Source organism: Thalassospira sp. (genome assembly GCF_040218635.1).
Lineage (GTDB): Bacteria > Pseudomonadota > Alphaproteobacteria > Rhodospirillales > Thalassospiraceae > Thalassospira.
On sequence record NZ_JAVJRB010000005.1, the window covers coordinates 263,627 to 281,767 of the forward strand.

Here is an 18,141-nt window from a genome sequence, read left to right on the forward strand (position 1 = left end):
AACTTCCTCATTTCCTGCGGGATCAAGCCTATATGCCGATCCTGTCCTGTCCGTCCGGCGCATGTCTGATCTCAGACTGCGCGAAATCCTTCAAGCCGCGTCAAGGAACGACCCAGCCGCGTGGCCAGACCTCCTGGCGCAACGGCCACATGTACTGCTTTTTCACGACCAAAAGCCGCGCCGAGTTCAGCAGCATCCAGAACGGAATAAATCGGCAGATACCGGGCCTTGGCCTCGATCTTGGATTTTCCGTCTGCAGCACCATCGCGTGCTGCCAATATCATTGCCGCGCCCTCAGTTATTTGGGCCCGGACTTTTTCGAAACCGGCAACGGCTTGACCGGCACGTCGCGCAAGCGACAGCAGATCAAGACATTTCTGCGTGAGCAGCTGCTCGATCCGGTCAGCAAGCGCGGGGTCGATCACGACTTTTTGCCGTGCCGCCCGGGCAAAGGTATTCTTTGCACAGGCGGTATTTACCACATCCCGCGACGGGCACAACCATAATCCCCGCCCCGGTAGCCGTTCTTCAAGATCGGGAACAACCGAACCATCCGGTCCGATTACAACCCTAAGAAGATCTTCCTTATTCCGGACCTCGCCGGTGACAATGCACCGGCGTTCCGGAACCTCGGCTACCTTGTCGCCTTTACGGTGCGACATGGTGTCCTCCGATCGGCCTTAAGCCTCTTCGCCTTCGACCGCGTCTTCAGCTGCTTCTTCGGTCTCTTCTTCAAGACCTTCGAACCAGCCAAGCTTGCGACGGGCTGCCATAATCAGGTCGTTGGCCTGATCCATGGTCATGTTGTCGGCATCACCGACATATTCGATCAGCTCGTCACTTGCCAGATCGGCGAAGTCTTCAAGGTTTTTGACCTCGTTCTCGCCAAGGCGAACAACGACACCCAACGACAGGCCGTTAAATTCGACCAGATCATCAGCAACCTTAAGTTCTTCACGACGCGTCTGAAGACGTTCGGCTTCTTCCGACAGGAAGTTGCGTGCACGGGTGCGCAGCTCTTCGGCGATTTCTTCTTCGAAACCTTCGATTTCAGCCAGTTCGGCCAGCGGCACATAACCGACTTCCTCGATCGAGGTGAAGCCTTCGGCGACCAGAAGATGTGCAACAACTTCGTCAACATCAAGGGCGGTAATGAACATTTCCGCGCGCTTGCGTGATTCTTCCTGACGACGTTCGCTTTCGTCTTCTTCGGTCAGAATGTCGATATCCCACCCGGTCAGCTGGGATGCCAAACGGACATTCTGGCCACGACGGCCAATGGCCAGGCTCAGCTGATCGTCTGGAACAACAACTTCGATACGGTTGGTTTCTTCATCAATCACAACCTTGGTGACTTCAGCCGGAGCCAATGCGTTCACAACAAAGGTTGCCGGGTCTTCCGACCACTGGATGATGTCGATTTTTTCGCCCTGAAGTTCGGCAACAACGGCCTGTACGCGTGAACCACGCATACCGACACAGGCACCGACCGGGTCAATCGAGGTATCCGAAGACAGAACCGAAATTTTGGCGCGCGAACCCGGATCACGGGCAACCGATTTGATCTCGATAATGCCGTCGTAAATTTCCGGAACTTCCTGGGCAAACAGTTTTGCCATGAAGGTCGGATGGGTACGCGACAGGAAGATCTGCGGGCCACGCTGTTCACGACGGACATCAAGGATAAACGCACGAACGCGATCACCCTGACGCACGGTTTCGCGCGGGATCAGTTCTTCACGGCGCAGAATGGCTTCTGCACGGCCGATATCGACCAGAACGTTGCCAAACTCGACACGTTTGACGACGCCATTGATGACTTCATCTGCACGGTCTTTATATTCTTCGAACTGACGTTCACGCTCTGCGTCGCGAACCTTCTGAACGATGACCTGTTTGGCGGTCTGGGCAGCAATACGACCAAAGTCAATCGGCGGCAGCGGATCAATCAGGAATTCACCAAGATTGATGTTTTCGTTGCGAATACGCGCCTGTTCGAGTGACATCTGGGTAAAATCGTTTTCGATTTCATCCGTAACTTCGACAAAACGTGCGAGTTTGATCTCACCGGTTTTACGATCAATATGGGCACGAATATCATGCTCATGACCATATCTGGAACGGCCAGCCTTCTGGATGGCCTGTTCCATCGCGCCAAGAACCTCGTCACGATCAATGCCCTTTTCACGGGCAACGGCATCAGCGACCTGCAAAAGTTCCGGCCGCGGCATTCCCGAAGTGGCTTCCATATCCAACCTCTATTCTGCGTTATCGTCAGCGCGGCGTTCACCGGTGACGTGCGCGATCAATTCATCCGTCAGAACCAATTTCGACTTTGCGATATCGGCCAGCGGCAACAAGACGCGTTCGCCATCAACAATCAGGGCGACCGCACTATCTTCAATCCCATCCAGCAAACCGCTGAAACGGCGACGGCCATTAATAGCCATCACCAGTTCGACCTTTGCCTCGAAACCCTTCCACACATCGAAATGCGTAGCACGGGTCAGCGGGCGGTCGATCCCCGGGGAACTGACTTCAAGGTGATAGGCACCTGAAATCGGGTCCTCGACATCCATAAGGGCAGAAACCGTACGGCTGATTTCGGCGCATTCAGTAACGTTGATGCTGCCTTTCGCGCCCGGGCGATCTGCCATGATTTGCAGGATATTATGGTCCTGTCCCGTCATGGAAACACGGACCAGTTCAAAACCCAGCGCGTTGATCGACGGCTCGATAATCGCCGTGACTTTCGCCATCAAAGGGTCTCTTAACATTTGTCCAATCAGCTCAGCCATGTAGCGATGCCATACCCCAAAAAGCACAAAAGAGCGGGCGCAAGGCCCACTCTTTGTCAGAATTTACAAAAAGCTTGGCCGCTTTATACAGTCGGTTTGCGCAGAAATCAAGTCGGGATACAGGCGATGCAAGCCATTCAACCCAAGGATTCTGCACAAGACAGCAATCCTGATCACTTCACCTTGCCTTACGCGGCAAATCTCGGCGTGAATGCGCAAACCACATTTCTGATCCGGGAACTCGCCGCCATAGGCAAAGCATTGGTTTTCTGGTGTTAATCCGCCGATATTGGCAAAGGCCATGCGCCTTAAAGCTCAAAGGATCGCGACAACGCGCCTCAATCGACTGAAGTCTTCACGAAACGATAAAGCAACCCTTAAACCGCGATTGCAAGCCATGCCCTGATCGCACGGCTGCCCTGAACCATCGGATTTAAGGATCATATTGCGCAAAACGGCTCAACCCCACCGACTCCCCGGCCCAAACCAGTCAAACCGGTTTGAACGGGCAATCAGGGCTGACGCGGCTTACGGCGGAAGCGGAGATAATTACATTTCTTGCCCTGACCCAGCGCCTTTTGCTCATAGCGGGTTTTAACCCAGTCGGCTGGCGGCAGGCGCCAATCATCGGGCCCTTCGGCCAGCCATTCGAAATCAGGATGGTTGTGCATATGCTGCAAGGTCCAGGAGATATATTGCATATCATCACTGGCCACCCGGAACTCGGCCCCGTCTTTTAGAATGCGGGCAAGCAAGGCAAGGTTCTTTGGCCCGATAAAGCGGCGTTCAGAATGGCGCTTTTTCGGCCAAGGATCGGGAAACAACAGAAACGCGCGATCAAAGCAGGCATCAACCAACTTATAGAGCAACGGACGCGAGTCATCAGCAACCACCCGGACATTGGTCAGATTGCGTTCATTGAGGTGACGCATCAGGCTGCCGACACCATCCATGAACGGTTCTGCACCAATTATTCCAATATTTGGATTGGCTTCGGCCTGACCCGCAAGATGTTCTCCACCACCAAAGCCAATCTCAAGCCACACCTGATCAGGTTTGCCATCGAAATAGCTGTTGGGATCGACACCTTCGACATCAGGATAGCTGATCCCGATGCTGGGCATCATGGCATCTACCAGCGCCTTTCTCGAATCTTTCAGCGGCCGGCTGCCGCGGCGGCCATAAAAGTTCGGACGATCAGGTGTTGGAATCGGGCGGTCTTTGTTGCGCATGGTCGTATCAGCCGGTCTGGGTCGGGAAAAAATCAGTCATTGCGGCATCGCCAACGGGATGGCCATGCCCACAAAATCAAAACGGGCGGCCCAATATTTCAGGGCCGCCCGCCTCATATCACGTCATGCGACTTTGGCAAATCGCACTTTTGCAATGCAGCTGCCTTAGATCAGGCGCCGAATGCCGATTTCAGTTCACCAACAAGATCGGCACGTTCCCAAGAGAAGTGACCGTCTTCCTGCGGCTGACGGCCAAAGTGGCCATAAGCTGAGGACGGGACATAGATCGGACGGCACAGCGAAAGATGTTCACGGATGCCGCGCGGGCTAAGATCCATCAACTGACGCAGAACACCGCCAAGTTTTACTTCATCAACATTGCCCGTGCCGTGATTGTTGACATACAACGCCAACGGCTTGGAAACGCCAATCGCATACGCCACCTGAATGGTGCAACGTTCTGCAAGACCGGCTGCAACCACGTTTTTCGCAAGATAACGCGCAGCATAAGCAGCCGAACGGTCAACCTTGGTCGGGTCTTTACCAGAGAATGCACCACCACCGTGTGGTGCGGCACCGCCATAGGTATCAACAATGATCTTGCGGCCGGTCAGACCAGCATCCCCATCGGGACCCCCGATGACAAAACGTCCGGTCGGGTTGATGTAAATCTCATCTTCCGACGGCAACCAGCCTTCTGGCAGCGCCGATTCGATATACGGCAGAACCAGCGCACGAACATCGTCCTGGCTCAGGCCATCAGCATGCTGGGTCGAAACAACGACCGACGTCGCGCCAACCGGCTTACCATTGACATAGCGCAGTGTGACTTGGCTTTTGGCATCCGGACCAAACTGGGCAGATTTGCCAGAATGACGGTCTTCAGCCATTGCGCGCAGAATACGGTGCGAGAACTGAATTGGGGCAGGCATCAATTCATCGGTTTCGTTACATGCGTAACCAAACATAATGCCTTGGTCGCCAGCACCGAGGTCTTTTTCGCCAGCAGAATCAACGCCCTGCGCGATATCAGCAGACTGTTCATGCACATGGCATTCGATTTCGGCAGTCTTCCAATGGAAGCCTTCCTGCTCGTAACCAATTGCGCGGATGGCTTCACGCGCCATTTCGATCATGACCTCTTTGGTCACGCTTTCAGGGCCACGAACTTCACCGGCAAGAACCACACGGTTGGTGGTCGCAAGCGTTTCAACAGCAACGCGCGAATCTTCATCCGCAGCAAGGAATGCATCAACAATGGAATCGGAAATGCGGTCACAGACTTTGTCCGGATGACCTTCCGAGACGGATTCACTGGTAAAAAGATATTCGGAAAGAGACATGTAAGACCTTCTCCGGTAATGGGTTTCCAAAACTGGACCGGAGGGCTCCCGATACATTCTGATGTATCGATAGCGCCCACTTAGCCTTTTTTTGTGTGGTGGCAAGCGGTCCAAATCCGTCCACATGATGCAGCTATGTTTCAAACTGCATGACGCTTTTGCCTGATCACAATTTGAAGGTCAAGCATCATCGACGCAAAATCGTAACCAACAAACTGCATAGCTTGGCGGCCATGTTGCGCCAAAAGAAAAGACGCATTTCGAAACATGCGAAATGCGCCTTTCATAAACCTGCTGCACAGGAAATTTATTTCTGATCGGAATCAGTTGCTTGCAAAGCACCCATTGACTTGACCAGTTCAAAGATTTTCTTGCGCTGATTGGGATCGGTAATCCGGTAATAGGCGCGCACCAGTTCAAGCGTTTCGCGTCTATTCATCGGATCATTGTCAAACGGGTCCGGGCTTTCGGACATTTCGCGGCGTTCATGGACCGATTTGGACGAAATTTCGTCAGGCATATCGTCAAAGAAGAACGATACCGGTACTTCAAGAACACGCGATAAATCATAAAGACGCGATGCACCAACACGGTTGGCACCACGTTCATATTTCTGGACTTGCTGGAACGTCAGGCCAATTGCTTCACCCAGTTTTTCCTGGCTCAGGCCAAGCAGGGTTCGGCGCAGGCGCACACGCGCGCCAACATGTATATCGACAGGATTTGGTTTGCCACTTGCAGTCCGGCCACGGCCACGACCACGTGTGTTTTTCACCATCGTGCTTTCATCCTTGGGCGACATAAAGTTGTTCCTTCTCTCACTCCGACCTACCCGTCCTTATTGAGATGGGACAATCTCTGGACGGTTTGGTGCGTTTCACAGCCGCCTAGAGGGATTTTGACACCCGATTATATCCCATAACGAGAACGGCGAAGAAGGTAACAATACCGTAAAATAGAATATCCCGCCACAAATAATATACTGTAGTATGGTTTTTATCACTCAAAAGGGGGTGAACCATCACCCCCCTTGTTCTTAAGGGCAGGTCGGCCAGTTTACGCCCGTAAGGATCAAAGAAAACCGACACACCGGTATAGGCCGCCCGCACCAATGGTAGTCCTTCTTCGACTGCGCGAAAACGTGCTGCTGCCATATGCTGATATGGGCCCGCACTGTCACCAAACCAACCATCATTGGTCACATTCAACAGCCAATCGGGTCGATTTTCATCATCGGCAACGCGACCGGGGAAAATAACCTCATAACAAATCAGCGGTGAAAAGCTGGGCATCCCATTGATCGAAAGGGTCTGCGGCCCCGGACCAGCTGAAAAATCCGTCCCACCGGCTGTCAATTTGGGTAGGGGTAGAATGGATCGGAACGGCACATATTCGCCAAACGGCACCAGATGGAATTTATCAAAACTCGCGACAATCTCGCCACTGGCATCAATCACCTGAATGGAATTCCACACCTTGTATTCGTCCGTATCACGCGGATAGGTTCTGGGTGCGCCAGTGATCAGGATATCGTCCGGCCCCAACGCCTCTGCCATCTGCATTCGGGCCGTCGTTTGGGTTTCGACAAAAAAGGTCGCTGCGGTTTCTGGCCAGATGACAATACGTTTTTGGGCCGGGCTCATCTCGTCAGGACGCTGCGACATTTCAATCAGTTTGGTGAAATGTTGGTTTTGCAATTCCGGGCGCCACTTGTCACGTTGCGCGATATTGGGCTGAACCACCTGAACCACCGGCACGTCCGGGGATAGTTCAGAAAGTGCAACATCTGACCCATCCGGGCCAACAAGCGACAACCGCAACGCCCCGCCCCCCCAAAGCACGGCAACAATCATCACACCGGAAAAGGCAGCAATCCGGCCGCGTTTTCCCGAAATCACAGCGGCGGGCAAGGTCGCAAACAATGCCGTGACGAATGACAATCCATAGACCCCGACAACGGATGCAAATTGCATCGGGGCTGGATCAATCGCCCAGACATGACCCAACAAGTTCCAAGGAAACCCGGTCAGGATATGGCCACGCAAATATTCAGAGATCGCCCAGAACACAGAAAGCAACACCGCGCGGCGCACCAGACCATCGGTCAAACGCCAACTTGCCCAGACTGCCAACATTGGAAAAATCGCCAACCCGCCGCCCAGCCCAAGCAGGGCAAACGGGATCATCCAGCCGTAAATTTCCGGCTGAACCAAAAAGGCATGACTGATCCAGTAAAACCCGGCGGCAAAATGTCCGGTGCCAAACCACCACCCTGCCGACAATGCACCCTTGTTGCACCGGACACCTTTAAGGCTCCAAAGCAGGATCGCAAAACAGACCGGTAAAACGGGGATAAAAAAGAAAGGCGGCAGCGCCAACACCGCAAGCGCCCCGGCGATCAACCAGACAAAACGCCTGCGCCAGCCAGAAAGACCGGCCAGACGCGTCGCCACCGTCTTAATCATCCAATTTTTCCTGAATTGCCTGAATACTATGTTCATCAGTCGGGGTTAGCGTGTCCTGACGCACCATATGAATGCGCAATCTGCGAATTCGGCGCGGATCAGCATCAAGCACTTCAAACTGGATGCCACTTGGATGATCAATCAGTTCGCCGCGGGCCGGAACCCGTCCGGCAAGCGAGAAGACAAGCCCGCCAAGCGTGTCGATATCTTCGTCTTCATCTTCGTCAAGCAAGCCAAAGGACAGTTTTTCTTCAAGGTCTTCGACCTCATAGCGCGCATCGGCTATGTAACATCCATCTGAAAGACGGATCAGTTTGGGCGTTTGATCAATGTCGTGTTCGTCATCAATCTCACCAACGATTTCTTCGACCAGATCTTCAATCGTGATCAGACCATCAATGCCGCCAAACTCATCAACGACAAGCGCCATATGCGTGCGTGACAACCGCATTTCTGACAAAAGATCAAGAACACGGATCGCCGGGGAAACAAACAAGACCCGGCGCAGCAGCGACTGCAGACTAAATTCCCGTCCCGCTGCAACACATCCCAACACATCCTTGATGTGAACCATGCCGGCAATATCATCAAGCGTATCGCCATAAACCGGCAGACGTGAATGCGCCTTTTTGACCATCACCTCGACCAGTTCTTCAAGTTCGATGGTTTTGGCAACCGCAACGATATCGGCACGCGGGATCATGACGTCTTCTGCCGTCATGTCTCGAAGGGCAATGATATTTTCAAAAAGGGACCGTTCGTGGAGCGAAACCGGCTCGTCGTCTTCTTCGGTCCGCTCGGCGAGCTCTTCAAGCGTATCGCTCAGCGATGCTTCGCCATTGCGGGACTTGCCACGCTTGAACCCCAGTGCCGAGGCCATATTACCCCATAAGGAGCCTGTTTCGGCGTCCTGATTTGTATCCTCGCCAGTGCGAGGGCGCATACTGTCGTGGTCGTCGTCGCGTTGACTGGTATCGTTCATGGGTCGGGTTCGACATCCTTTAATTCAAACGAACGCTGTATTTGGACCGGTACATCTAAACCGGTTCATCTTCAATCGGCGCATAGGGATCATCAATCCCGAGGCCCGCAAGAATTTGCCGTTCAAGTTCTTCCATCTCTTCGGCTTCATCATCAACCATATGATCGTAACCGACAAGATGTAGCGTGCCATGAACAGCAAGATGAACAAGATGATTTTTCAAAGACTTGTTCTGCTCGATCGCTTCGCGCGCACATGTTTCACGCGCAATGACAATATCACCAAGCATCAAAGGCATATCAGGTGCCATCATGAAGGCATCGGCATCATCCGCGCTTTCAAGGGCCGCAAAGGACAACACATTGGTTGGTTTATCCTTATCGCGGTAATCGCGGTTAAGGATCTGCACCGATGCATCATCAGAAAGCCGCACGCCAACTTCAACCACCGGGGCAACAGACAAAAGCGACGCACCGTCGCCTTCATCAGCCGTACCATCGGTTGGAACGGCATTTTCATCCCAGAGCGCGCCATCGGCCAGCGCCCCATCAAGGGCGGCAATCACGGCGGCTTCTATCGCGTCAATTTCGGCCTTTTGCCAAGCACCGGCTTCGACATCCAGGTCAAGATCAAGCGGTGCCGTCATTGTCCGTGTCCTTGTTGGCATCGTCCTTTTTGCCGCGATAGCCTTTTTTCAGCCGTTCGCGCAACTCGTCCGCCGCGTCATAGGCCTGGACGATCTTGGTCACCAAATGGTGGCGGACAATATCGCGCTGATCGAACTTGATCGTCGCAACACCTTTGACGTCCCCGATGGTTTCAAGTGCATCGCGCAAACCCGATTTTGTCCCGTCGGGCAAATCGACCTGCGTCATATCACCGGTAATCACCATCCGCGATCCTTCGCCCAAACGGGTCAGAAACATCTTCATCTGCATCGGGGTGGTGTTTTGGGCTTCATCAAGGATGACAAAAGCATGCGCCAGCGTCCTCCCGCGCATGAAGGCAAGCGGGGCGACTTCGATCTCGCCACTTTCCATGCGCTTGATCACGACATCGCCCGGAAGCGTGTCGTGCAAGGCGTCATAAAGCGGGCGCAGATACGGATCGACCTTGTCTTTCAAATCACCGGGCAAGAAACCAAGCCGTTCCCCGGCTTCGACCGCCGGACGCGACAGGATAATGCGATCCACCTGGCCAAGGATAAAGGCCTGCACGGCCATGGCGACCGCCAAATAGGTCTTACCCGTACCGGCCGGACCAATGCCAAAGATCAGTTCGTTATCAAGGATCGCCTCGACATAATCTTTTTGACGCTTGGAACGCGGCGAAATCCGGCGTTTTTTGGTCTGAATGGTCAGGCGTGATCCGCCAAACATATCTTTGGTCTGGCCGTTCCAGGGATCTTCATCATCGGGCTCGGACAAACGGATCGCGCCATCGACGGTTTCACCATCAATCAGATCAATTTCCTTTTCCCGCAGACGCGCATAAAGCTGTGCCAGAACCTTTTTGGCTTGGGCAACTTTTTGGGCGTCACCGGTCAAGGTCACAACCAAGCCACGGCTTGAAACCTGCACCCCGGTTCCTTCGGAAAGGCGGGTCAGGTTTTCGGCCTGTGGTCCATAAAGGATTTGCGCAAGCGCATTATCTGAAAACTCAATTTTATCTTGGTCTTTGGTCGCGATCTTTTTCGGTGTGGGCTTTTTGGTCGCGACTTTTGGTTTGGTGGTTTTCGCAGAAGTGCCGCTCACGCAACGTTCCTTTCAGATTTCTGGTCGCTTTTCGGGGTATCGACCAGTTCGCCACCAAGGGAATTAGGCAGCGCTTCAGTAATTTTCAACCGCACGATCCGGCCCATTGCCGATTCCGGCAATCCGCTGACATGAACCGGCTGCATATAGGGGCTTTTACCAACAAGCTGGCCTTCACGTTTGCCAAACCGTTCCAGCAGCACATTCATTTCCTTGCCAACGCAGTTGCGGTTGAATTCAAGCTGCTGCTCGGCCAGAAGGGCCTGAAGGCGCATAATCCGTTCGGTTTTGACCTTTTCAGGCACCTGCAATTCCATTGCCGAGGCCGGGGTTCCCGGACGCGGGCTGTATTTAAAACTGAACGCCTGAATAAAGGTAATATCGCGCACGATATCCATCGTGTCTTCGAAATCCTTATCCGATTCGCCGGGGAATCCAACGATAAAGTCCGATGATAACGCCAAATCCGGGCAGGCATCTTTCAACCTTGCCACAACGTCGCGATACTCCGCGCCATCATGTTTGCGGTTCATTGCCTGTAACACGCGGTCCGATCCGGCCTGTACCGGCAGATGCAAAAACGGCATCAGTTTATCAAGATCACGGTGGGCCGAAATCAGATCGTCATCAACATCGCGTGGATGGGACGTGGTGTAACGAATACGATCCAGCCCATCAATTTCGGCCAATTCGCGCAGCAAACGGCCAAGTGACCATTCACCCCCGTTCGGCGCTTCGCCGTGATAGGCATTCACATTCTGCCCCAAAAGGGTCAGCTCACGGGTCCCTTGGGCAACGATCTGGCGGGCTTCGTTGATCACATCCGCACCGGGGCGCGAATATTCCGCACCACGGGTATAGGGCACGACACAGAATGTGCAGAACTTGTCGCAGCCTTCCTGAATGGCCAGAAACGCCGAATAACCTTTTTTCGATATCTGGGCGGGCAGGTGATCAAACTTTTCCTCGGCCGGGAATTCGGTATCAATGATCCGGTCACGGCCAATCGCACGGTTTGCGCGTGCCACCATTTCAGGCAAACGGTGATAGGTCTGCGGGCCAAACACCATATCGACAATGGGTTCGCGCCGCATCAATTCCGCACCTTCGGCCTGCGCAACACACCCCGCCACCGCGACAATCATTTTGTCGCCGCCATTGGCCTCTTTGGCTTCTTTGTGTTTGCGCACACGCCCAAGATCGGAAAACACCTTATCGGCTGCTTTTTCACGGATATGACAGGTATTGAGGATCACCATATCCGCATCTTTGGCACTGTCGACCGACTGGTATCCCAGTGGCGCCAAGACATCCTGCATGCGTTGGCTGTCATAGACATTCATCTGACAGCCATAGGTTTTTACAAAAAGTTTCTTCGGTTCAGTCACACCAGATCCGTTTCGCTCTCTCAAAACGCCGAAAAGCGGTGTGATCTCTCACACCGCGCTTGAGTTCCGCATATTCATATGACCGGAACTTTCTGGACATCTCGATATCTGAATTCCCGGTCAGGTGAAACCCAATTCCACGCCAACCGGTATATTATACGGCAAAACGATCAGGAGCCGAACGTCGATCCGGACCAAACAGGCGAAAATCTTCTGAAATAATCGCCAGCGGTGAACACCCGATCAACTCACCAGACAAATCACTGTCAATCAGTTGAACCGGAACCCCTTGATGCAGACCACTCAATGCTGCCTGATGTCCACGGGCAACGCTGGCTTCGCACATCCGGGCAAGTTCCTTACGGGACCCGGCCGCATCTGCCAGAGTCACGGGCGGATGAACCACAATTTCAACCGTCACCTTGCCGAGCGCGAGAAACTGCCACAAATGCGGGGCCAAGTCCATATCCCCGTACCAAGAATAGAACGCCCGCAAATCGCGCCCGATTGGCGCACCATCCAGACGGGTGGCCGCAATTGAAACCGGTTGGAACTTTACCGGTGATCCATCGGGCATGGCCCGTTCGGCCGATGCAAACAAGGTTGATTTGAACGGCAGAACCCGGTTGCCATCATTGCTTGTCCCTTCCGGGAACAGGATCAGTTTATCTCCACCCTGCAAGCGCTGGCTTAACTGATCGTTCTGTTCGCGGGACCGCACCGCACGGCGCTCAACAAACGTGGTGCGCGACAGTTTTGCCAAAACACCAAATACCGGCCAACTGGCCACTTCGGTTTTGGCAATGAAACTGCCGCGGGTAAGCGCGCCTAACACCGGAATATCAAGATAAGATGCGTGATTGGCAACAATCACACCCGGACCATCCATCAGATCCCCGCCCGATACTCGAACTTCGATATGAAGGATGCGCAGGCACAATGCGTGATAAAAACGCGGCAATTCATCTGCCAGACGCAGGTTAAACGCAATCGCCACCATCTGCACCGGCAGCAAGACCAACGTCAAAAGTGCATAGGCTGTCAGCCGCAGAGCGGCACACACATAGCAGTTCACGATACCCTCGCGGTCCGTTCGTAATGCTTGTAGTAACGATCCGTTACTTTTTCAGTCGGTAACACGATGCAGATGTCCGTGGTATTGAACTGATGATCAATCACCGCGCCATCACCAACAAAACCACCGAGACGAAGATACCCTTTGATCAACGGCGGCAGGTCACGCAGGGCCTGACGTTGATCGATGCCGCCAATTTCAGCCCGCAGCATCGGCTCATACCGTTCTTCGATGGCCCGTGGGCGCATGTCTTCGGGTGCAAGATGGTTGTGATGCAAATAGGTCAGAACATCCTTGAACGCATCCGGGTCTGTCCCGTGGAAGGATGCACAGCCAAACATCAGTTTGATGTCGTATTTGAAAACATAGGCCGCGATGCCCTGCCACAAAAGCTGCAGGGTCGGCATGGTGCGGTAATCGGCCTCAACACAGGAACGACCAAGTTCCATGATCTCGCCGGTTTCCTTTACCGCGTTCAGCATGCTTTCGATGTGGTATTCATCCGCGCTGTAAAAGCCGCCATGTTCATTGGCAACCGACTGGCGCAAAAGGCGATAGGTCCCAACCACCGCGTCCGGGCCAATGCCGCGACTATGGTCAAGAACCAGAAGGTGGTCGCAAAGCGGATCATAATGATCAAAGTCGCGTTCCTCGGCCGCCATTTCTGCGGTCGGTTTTGCACCACGTTCTTCGTAAAATACTTTGTAGCGGAGTTTCTGGCTGGCGAGAATTTCGTCTTGATTTTCCGCAAGGCGGACTTCAAGTCGTTGAAGCGGTCTTTCGTCGCGCATGACAACACCCTTTTGTTCATCTGCCCAGATTTTGCGCAAGATTTGCGTGAAGGGCGAGTGAAGGGTTTGTGAATAACGCGTAACAAAATTATGAAGGCCACTTGCCCGAATGCGCAAGTGGCCTTGAATTTAGTCAGTCTTAGGTGCAGTTGAAAGCGACGATTACTTGTCAGTCTTCAAAGGAACACCATAAAGCTCAAGACGATGCCCGACCAAACGATAGCCGAGCTCGTTGGCGATCTCTTCCTGAAGCTTTTCGATTTTGTCGTTTGAAAACTCGATCACCTCACCCGATTTCATGTCAATCAGGTGGTCATGGTGCTCTTCGGTCAGCTCTTCGTAACGCGCACGTCCGTCACCGAAATCATGTTTCTCTAGAATATCCGCCTCTTCGAAAAGGCGAACGGTACGATAAACAGTCGCAATCGAAATCTTCGGATCGATGTCAGTCGCCCGGCGATATACCAGCTCTACGTCCGGGTGATCTTCGGACTCTGATAGCACACGGGCAATAACCCGGCGTTGACCCGTCATTTTAAGGCCCGCGTCGATGCATTTTTGCTCGATGGTTGATTCTGCAAGCATTGTTCTAATCTCGTTTCCGTTTCCGCCTGTCCCCAGCCAGGACTTCACCCCTAGGCTTCGCTCTCTTGTGGCTGAATATTGAAAAATCCGCCACATATCGCAAGGTTCAATTCACGATAAATTCGTATTCCCGCGACCATTTGCGCCAAAACCGGCATAATCGCATAATAACGGCATCTTCCTGTGTCCCACTTGCCACCCGTCAATAAGGGCGCTACTTCACATTGGCGCACCAAGGCAGGAGACCCGCATGGACATCAAAACCCCCGACCAGAAAATCGACATCACCAAGGATGTCTGCCCGATGACATTTGTTCGTACCCGCCTCAAACTTGAAACCATGACACAAGGTCAGGTTCTTGAGGTAACACTGGGCGCTGGTGAACCGCTAAAAAACGTTCCGCGCTCAGTTACCGAGATGGGTGACGACGTCATCGAACTGGTCGAAATTGCCGAAACACCGGGAACCTTTCGATTAACAATCCGCAAGGGATAGTCAACCTCTCAGCTCCAATGCGGGCTTACAGTACAACAGGTTGATCTGCAAAACCACACCATTAATGTGGATATAGGAAATTTAAGGTCGGCACTCAAGGTCAATCGCCCCAACCCAATACACAATGGCCGTGGGTGTGTTCCATAACCAGCGCATCAACTTCACGACCGGACTTTCTGCGATAGTAATTCTTACGCCGTCCGACCTCTTCAAATCCGTATTGAAGATACAGTGCGATGGCTGGTGCATTGTCTTCGGCCACCTCCAAAAGCAACCGTCCAATGCGCTTGTCGCGGAGCCGATCAAACACCGCTGAAAGTAATTTTCGCGCCACACCTGATTGCCGCGCTTGTCTGCCAACCACGATGGTTACAATTTCGGCTTCATCCAGAACCGATTGAATAAGCACAAACCCCAACGGCTCGTCTTTGTCATGATTTGCCTCATTCCCGGGACGAAATGCCAAGAAGCCAAAGGCACCGGGCACATCAAGCAATCGAATGATGGCATCACCATCCCAGCAATCTTCAAACCCTTCCTCATGCAACGCACTGGCGACTTCGGCAAAGGCCGCCGTCAGCGGCACCACCGCAATCTGCGGGCGCTGTGTGGTGGCGTAATTTCGTTGTGGTGACGGGCTCATTTCTTTTTCTGCGGTCCCTGATCTTCAATGCGTCTTGCATCAGGTGCGCGTAAATACATTGGAACAGGCGGAAGATTTTCACCACTCTCCCAACGTTCTGCTGCAATACGTGCAACATTGCCCGCGCGCGGCAAACCGGGCGCGCTGCAATCATAAAACGCATCCGGTGCATGGGCCGCTGCGGTTAAAAGGCGCGGCTTTGCATCCCCGGCCAGCAATGTATCACCCGGGGGCGCCATCATAAGCGCCTGACGCGGGGGAACACATTCTGCAGTGCTTAATGGCTTTTTACGGGCATCAAACGCCTGGGCAAAAACCTCGGATCGCTTGCTATCTAGGGCAACCAGAATATTGCGCCCTTGCTGATCCCGTTCGGATACGCCATAGGCCACCGCTTCAAGCGAACTGACCCCGGCGACCGGAATTTTCCGCGCCAGACCAAGTGCGCGTGCCGTCGAAAGACCAATGCGCATGCCGGTAAATGCACCCGGTCCAACCGTAACCGCGATCCCGTCCACCTCGTCAATCCCGATCCCGGCGGCTTCAAGACTTTGGGCGATGAAGCTCATCAAATGTTCGGCCTGACCGCGATCCATATCCTCATACAATTCGCCTTTGACCTCGCCATTGATCAAAACGGCGGTCGACATGGAGGTTGATGCCGTATCGATGGCCAGAATTGTTGGTCCGACCCTTTCTGCCCTTGGCAAAGCCGTTTGCGATGCGGCATGTTCTGCGCTATCTGATGAGTGCGACTGTCCAGTCAGCATCTTCTTTATGTAATCGGTGAACGACAAGAACAGGGAGCCTCCGGCGATGGCGCTGGTCGAAATTACGCCTTACGAATATGATGTCGAAATTGATATCGTCTATGCCACGGATCGCAATTTCACCGGGGCACCGATTTATACACGACCTGCCTGCTATCTTCACGCGGATGCAGCCAAATGCCTGAAAAAGGCTGCTGCCATGGCGCGTCGTCAGGGGGTCAAATTGCGCATTCTTGATGCGTTTCGGCCCCAGGAAGCACAACGTGCGCTTTGGAACCATTCGCCCAACCCCGATTTCGTCGCCAATCCGGATTTCGGATCGCCACATGGTCGTGGTGTGGCCATTGATCTAACGCTGATTGATCAAAACGGCAAGGAACTGGATATGGGGGCAGGGTTTGATGAAATGCATAGCCGGTCCTATCACGGCTCTGATTTGATCTCAAAACAGGCCGAAGCCAACCGTTTCATCCTGCTTGGCATCATGGTCAGCGCCGGGTTTGAACATTACGATCACGAGTGGTGGCATTATCAATTGCCCAATGCCGCATCGAAATATCCAACCTTTTCCGACAGTGCGCTTGCCGAACCGATGATGGCATAACCAAAAACACCGGCAAAAGACGATGGAGAAAGCTGGATTCTTAATCGCCATCGTCTCGGCGCTGCCCCCTAAAGAACAGCGCCGCAAGTCCTAGACGATTGATGGATTATGGGACGGCATCTGGCCGCGGCGTTCAGCCGAGTGCTAAGGCCTGACCACTTTGCGGTTCAAACAACGACATCCGCGCCCCGTCGATTAGAATCCGCGCATCCGTTCCGGATTTAAACGGCTGCTCCGGGCCACTGCGCGCAGTCAGTTCCGATCCGGCAACAGCCAGACGAACATATTGATCGGGGCCGGTTGGCTCAGCTAACAGAACACGCGATGAAATGCCCGTCTGATCAAACAAAAGATGTTCGGGCCGTGCCCCAAGGGTCAGCGGCCGCCCAATCAGATCCCGTGCACCTACTGGTACATCCACCAACGGCAAGGCACCCGCCCCACTGTCGAAAACGATGTCATCGCCGCTTTGCATCAGTTTGCCATCAATGAAATTCATCGTCGGGGCGCCGACGAAACTGGCAACAAACCGGTTGGCCGGACGGCGATAGACATTTTCAGGGGTATCGGCCTGCTGAATTGCGCCACGATCAAGAACAACCACGCGGGTTGCCAGGGTCATTGCTTCGATCTGATCATGGGTGACGTAAACAATTGTTCGACCAAGTCGTTCATGCAGGCGTTTAAGTTCAATCCGCATATCCGCACGTAACTTGGCATCAAGGTTTGATAGCGGCTCATCAAACAAAAAGACCGATGGTTCTCGCACCAACGCCCGACCAATCGCAACGCGCTGTTGCTGCCCACCAGAAAGCTGCGATGGCTTGCGATCCAGAAGAGGTCCGATCTGCAAAAGATCGCCGATTTCAGCGACCTTTTTTTCAATCTGGTCCTTTGGCATCCCCCGCATTTTAAGGCCAAAGCCGATATTCTTGCGCACCGACATTGTCGGATAAAGCGCATAGGACTGAAACACCATCGCAATATCGCGTTCATCGGGTTCAAGATCCGTCACATCGTGCCCATTGATGTGAATGGCACCGCCCGTTGTTGGTTCCAGCCCTGCAATCATGTTCAACAGCGTGGATTTTCCACAGCCCGACGGCCCCAGCAAAACCAGAAAATCACCATCGGCAATTTCAAGATTGATGTTTTCCATCACGGTAAGGCCGGCATAGGCCTTTGTTACATTGCAAAGTTCAACACCATTCATAG

General features: G+C 53.4%; 20 protein-coding genes. 3 read left to right on the forward strand and 17 right to left on the reverse strand.

Features of this window, described 5'->3' with window-relative positions; translation table 11 throughout:
• Positions 1–71: 71 nt before the first annotated feature.
• From RIC05_RS04700 to rimP, 3 genes are read right to left on the reverse strand one after another with little or no spacing between them, the layout of a single operon-like run.
• Positions 72–662 (reverse strand): RNA-binding protein, encoded by a 591-nt coding sequence (locus tag RIC05_RS04700; protein ID WP_350040974.1) that lies wholly within the window; start codon positions 660–662, stop codon positions 72–74.
• Positions 663–680: 18 nt separating this feature from the next.
• Complete coding sequence (nusA, locus tag RIC05_RS04705) at positions 681–2,249, reverse strand: transcription termination factor NusA (protein ID WP_350045140.1); 1,569 nt, start codon at positions 2,247–2,249, stop codon at positions 681–683.
• Positions 2,250–2,258: 9 nt separating this feature from the next.
• Positions 2,259–2,759, reverse strand: coding sequence for a ribosome maturation factor RimP (rimP, locus tag RIC05_RS04710; protein ID WP_350040976.1), 501 nt, complete (start codon positions 2,757–2,759; stop codon positions 2,259–2,261).
• 18 nt (positions 2,760–2,777) lie between these two features.
• Between rimP and RIC05_RS04715 the strand changes: the two genes are divergently transcribed.
• Positions 2,778–3,077: a hypothetical protein gene (locus RIC05_RS04715; protein ID WP_350045139.1), complete on the forward strand. Its 300-nt coding sequence runs from the start codon at positions 2,778–2,780 to the stop codon at positions 3,075–3,077.
• Between the two features lie 233 nt (positions 3,078–3,310).
• Here the strand turns inward: RIC05_RS04715 and trmB are convergent, their stop codons facing one another.
• From trmB to RIC05_RS04770, 11 genes are all read right to left on the reverse strand, one after another.
• Positions 3,311–4,030, reverse strand: a complete 720-nt coding sequence (gene trmB / locus RIC05_RS04720) for a tRNA (guanine(46)-N(7))-methyltransferase TrmB (protein WP_350045138.1) — start codon at positions 4,028–4,030, stop codon at positions 3,311–3,313.
• A 170-nt stretch (positions 4,031–4,200) separates the two neighbouring features.
• On the reverse strand, positions 4,201–5,373 hold the full coding sequence (metK, locus tag RIC05_RS04725) for a methionine adenosyltransferase (RefSeq protein WP_350045137.1): 1,173 nt from the start codon (positions 5,371–5,373) through the stop codon (positions 4,201–4,203).
• 307 nt (positions 5,374–5,680) lie between these two features.
• A complete protein-coding gene (locus RIC05_RS04730) occupies positions 5,681–6,175 on the reverse strand; it encodes a helix-turn-helix domain-containing protein (protein WP_430473653.1) in 495 nt (164 codons plus the stop codon).
• An 85-nt stretch (positions 6,176–6,260) separates the two neighbouring features.
• Entirely contained in the window at positions 6,261–7,838 is a 1,578-nt protein-coding gene (lnt, locus tag RIC05_RS04735; protein WP_350045136.1) for an apolipoprotein N-acyltransferase, read from the reverse strand.
• The gene (locus tag RIC05_RS04740) at positions 7,831–8,781 is read right to left on the reverse strand and encodes a hemolysin family protein (protein ID WP_350045336.1); all 951 of its coding nucleotides are present in this window, start codon (positions 8,779–8,781) and stop codon (positions 7,831–7,833) included. The genes lnt and RIC05_RS04740 overlap by 8 nt, the downstream gene beginning before the upstream one ends.
• Positions 8,782–8,875: 94 nt before the next feature.
• Positions 8,876–9,466, reverse strand: a complete 591-nt coding sequence (gene ybeY / locus RIC05_RS04745; RefSeq protein ID WP_350045135.1) for an rRNA maturation RNase YbeY — start codon at positions 9,464–9,466, stop codon at positions 8,876–8,878.
• A complete protein-coding gene (locus RIC05_RS04750) occupies positions 9,450–10,508 on the reverse strand; it encodes a PhoH family protein (RefSeq protein ID WP_502989539.1) in 1,059 nt (352 codons plus the stop codon). Before RIC05_RS04750 ends, ybeY begins: the two co-directional genes overlap by 17 nt.
• 62 nt (positions 10,509–10,570) lie before the next feature.
• Complete coding sequence (gene miaB / locus RIC05_RS04755) at positions 10,571–11,962, reverse strand: tRNA (N6-isopentenyl adenosine(37)-C2)-methylthiotransferase MiaB (RefSeq protein WP_350045134.1); 1,392 nt, start codon at positions 11,960–11,962, stop codon at positions 10,571–10,573.
• Between the two features lie 154 nt (positions 11,963–12,116).
• Positions 12,117–13,037, reverse strand: a complete 921-nt coding sequence (locus RIC05_RS04760) for a lysophospholipid acyltransferase family protein (RefSeq protein ID WP_350045133.1) — start codon at positions 13,035–13,037, stop codon at positions 12,117–12,119.
• Positions 13,034–13,828, reverse strand: coding sequence for a GNAT family N-acetyltransferase (locus RIC05_RS04765; protein ID WP_350040985.1), 795 nt, complete (start codon positions 13,826–13,828; stop codon positions 13,034–13,036). Before RIC05_RS04765 ends, RIC05_RS04760 begins: the two co-directional genes overlap by 4 nt.
• A gap of 162 nt (positions 13,829–13,990) precedes the next feature.
• The gene (locus RIC05_RS04770) at positions 13,991–14,413 is read right to left on the reverse strand and encodes a Fur family transcriptional regulator (RefSeq protein WP_350040986.1); all 423 of its coding nucleotides are present in this window, start codon (positions 14,411–14,413) and stop codon (positions 13,991–13,993) included.
• Positions 14,414–14,663: 250 nt separating this feature from the next.
• Between RIC05_RS04770 and RIC05_RS04775 the strand changes: the two genes are divergently transcribed.
• Positions 14,664–14,909: a sulfurtransferase TusA family protein gene (locus RIC05_RS04775; protein WP_350040987.1), complete on the forward strand. Its 246-nt coding sequence runs from the start codon at positions 14,664–14,666 to the stop codon at positions 14,907–14,909.
• 100 nt (positions 14,910–15,009) lie between these two features.
• Here RIC05_RS04775 and RIC05_RS04780 read toward each other — a convergent pair whose 3' ends face one another.
• Both RIC05_RS04780 and tsaB read right to left on the reverse strand, forming a co-directional pair.
• Entirely contained in the window at positions 15,010–15,552 is a 543-nt protein-coding gene (locus RIC05_RS04780; protein ID WP_350045132.1) for a GNAT family N-acetyltransferase, read from the reverse strand.
• A complete protein-coding gene (gene tsaB / locus RIC05_RS04785; protein ID WP_350045131.1) occupies positions 15,549–16,322 on the reverse strand; it encodes a tRNA (adenosine(37)-N6)-threonylcarbamoyltransferase complex dimerization subunit type 1 TsaB in 774 nt (257 codons plus the stop codon). The genes RIC05_RS04780 and tsaB overlap by 4 nt, the downstream gene beginning before the upstream one ends.
• Before the next feature lie 46 nt (positions 16,323–16,368).
• Between tsaB and ddpX the strand changes: the two genes are divergently transcribed.
• Complete coding sequence (gene ddpX / locus RIC05_RS04790) at positions 16,369–16,926, forward strand: D-alanyl-D-alanine dipeptidase (protein ID WP_350045130.1); 558 nt, start codon at positions 16,369–16,371, stop codon at positions 16,924–16,926.
• 133 nt (positions 16,927–17,059) lie between these two features.
• Here the strand turns inward: ddpX and RIC05_RS04795 are convergent, their stop codons facing one another.
• A complete protein-coding gene (locus RIC05_RS04795; protein ID WP_502989540.1) occupies positions 17,060–18,139 on the reverse strand; it encodes an ABC transporter ATP-binding protein in 1,080 nt (359 codons plus the stop codon).
• Between the last annotated feature and the right edge of the window lie 2 nt (positions 18,140–18,141).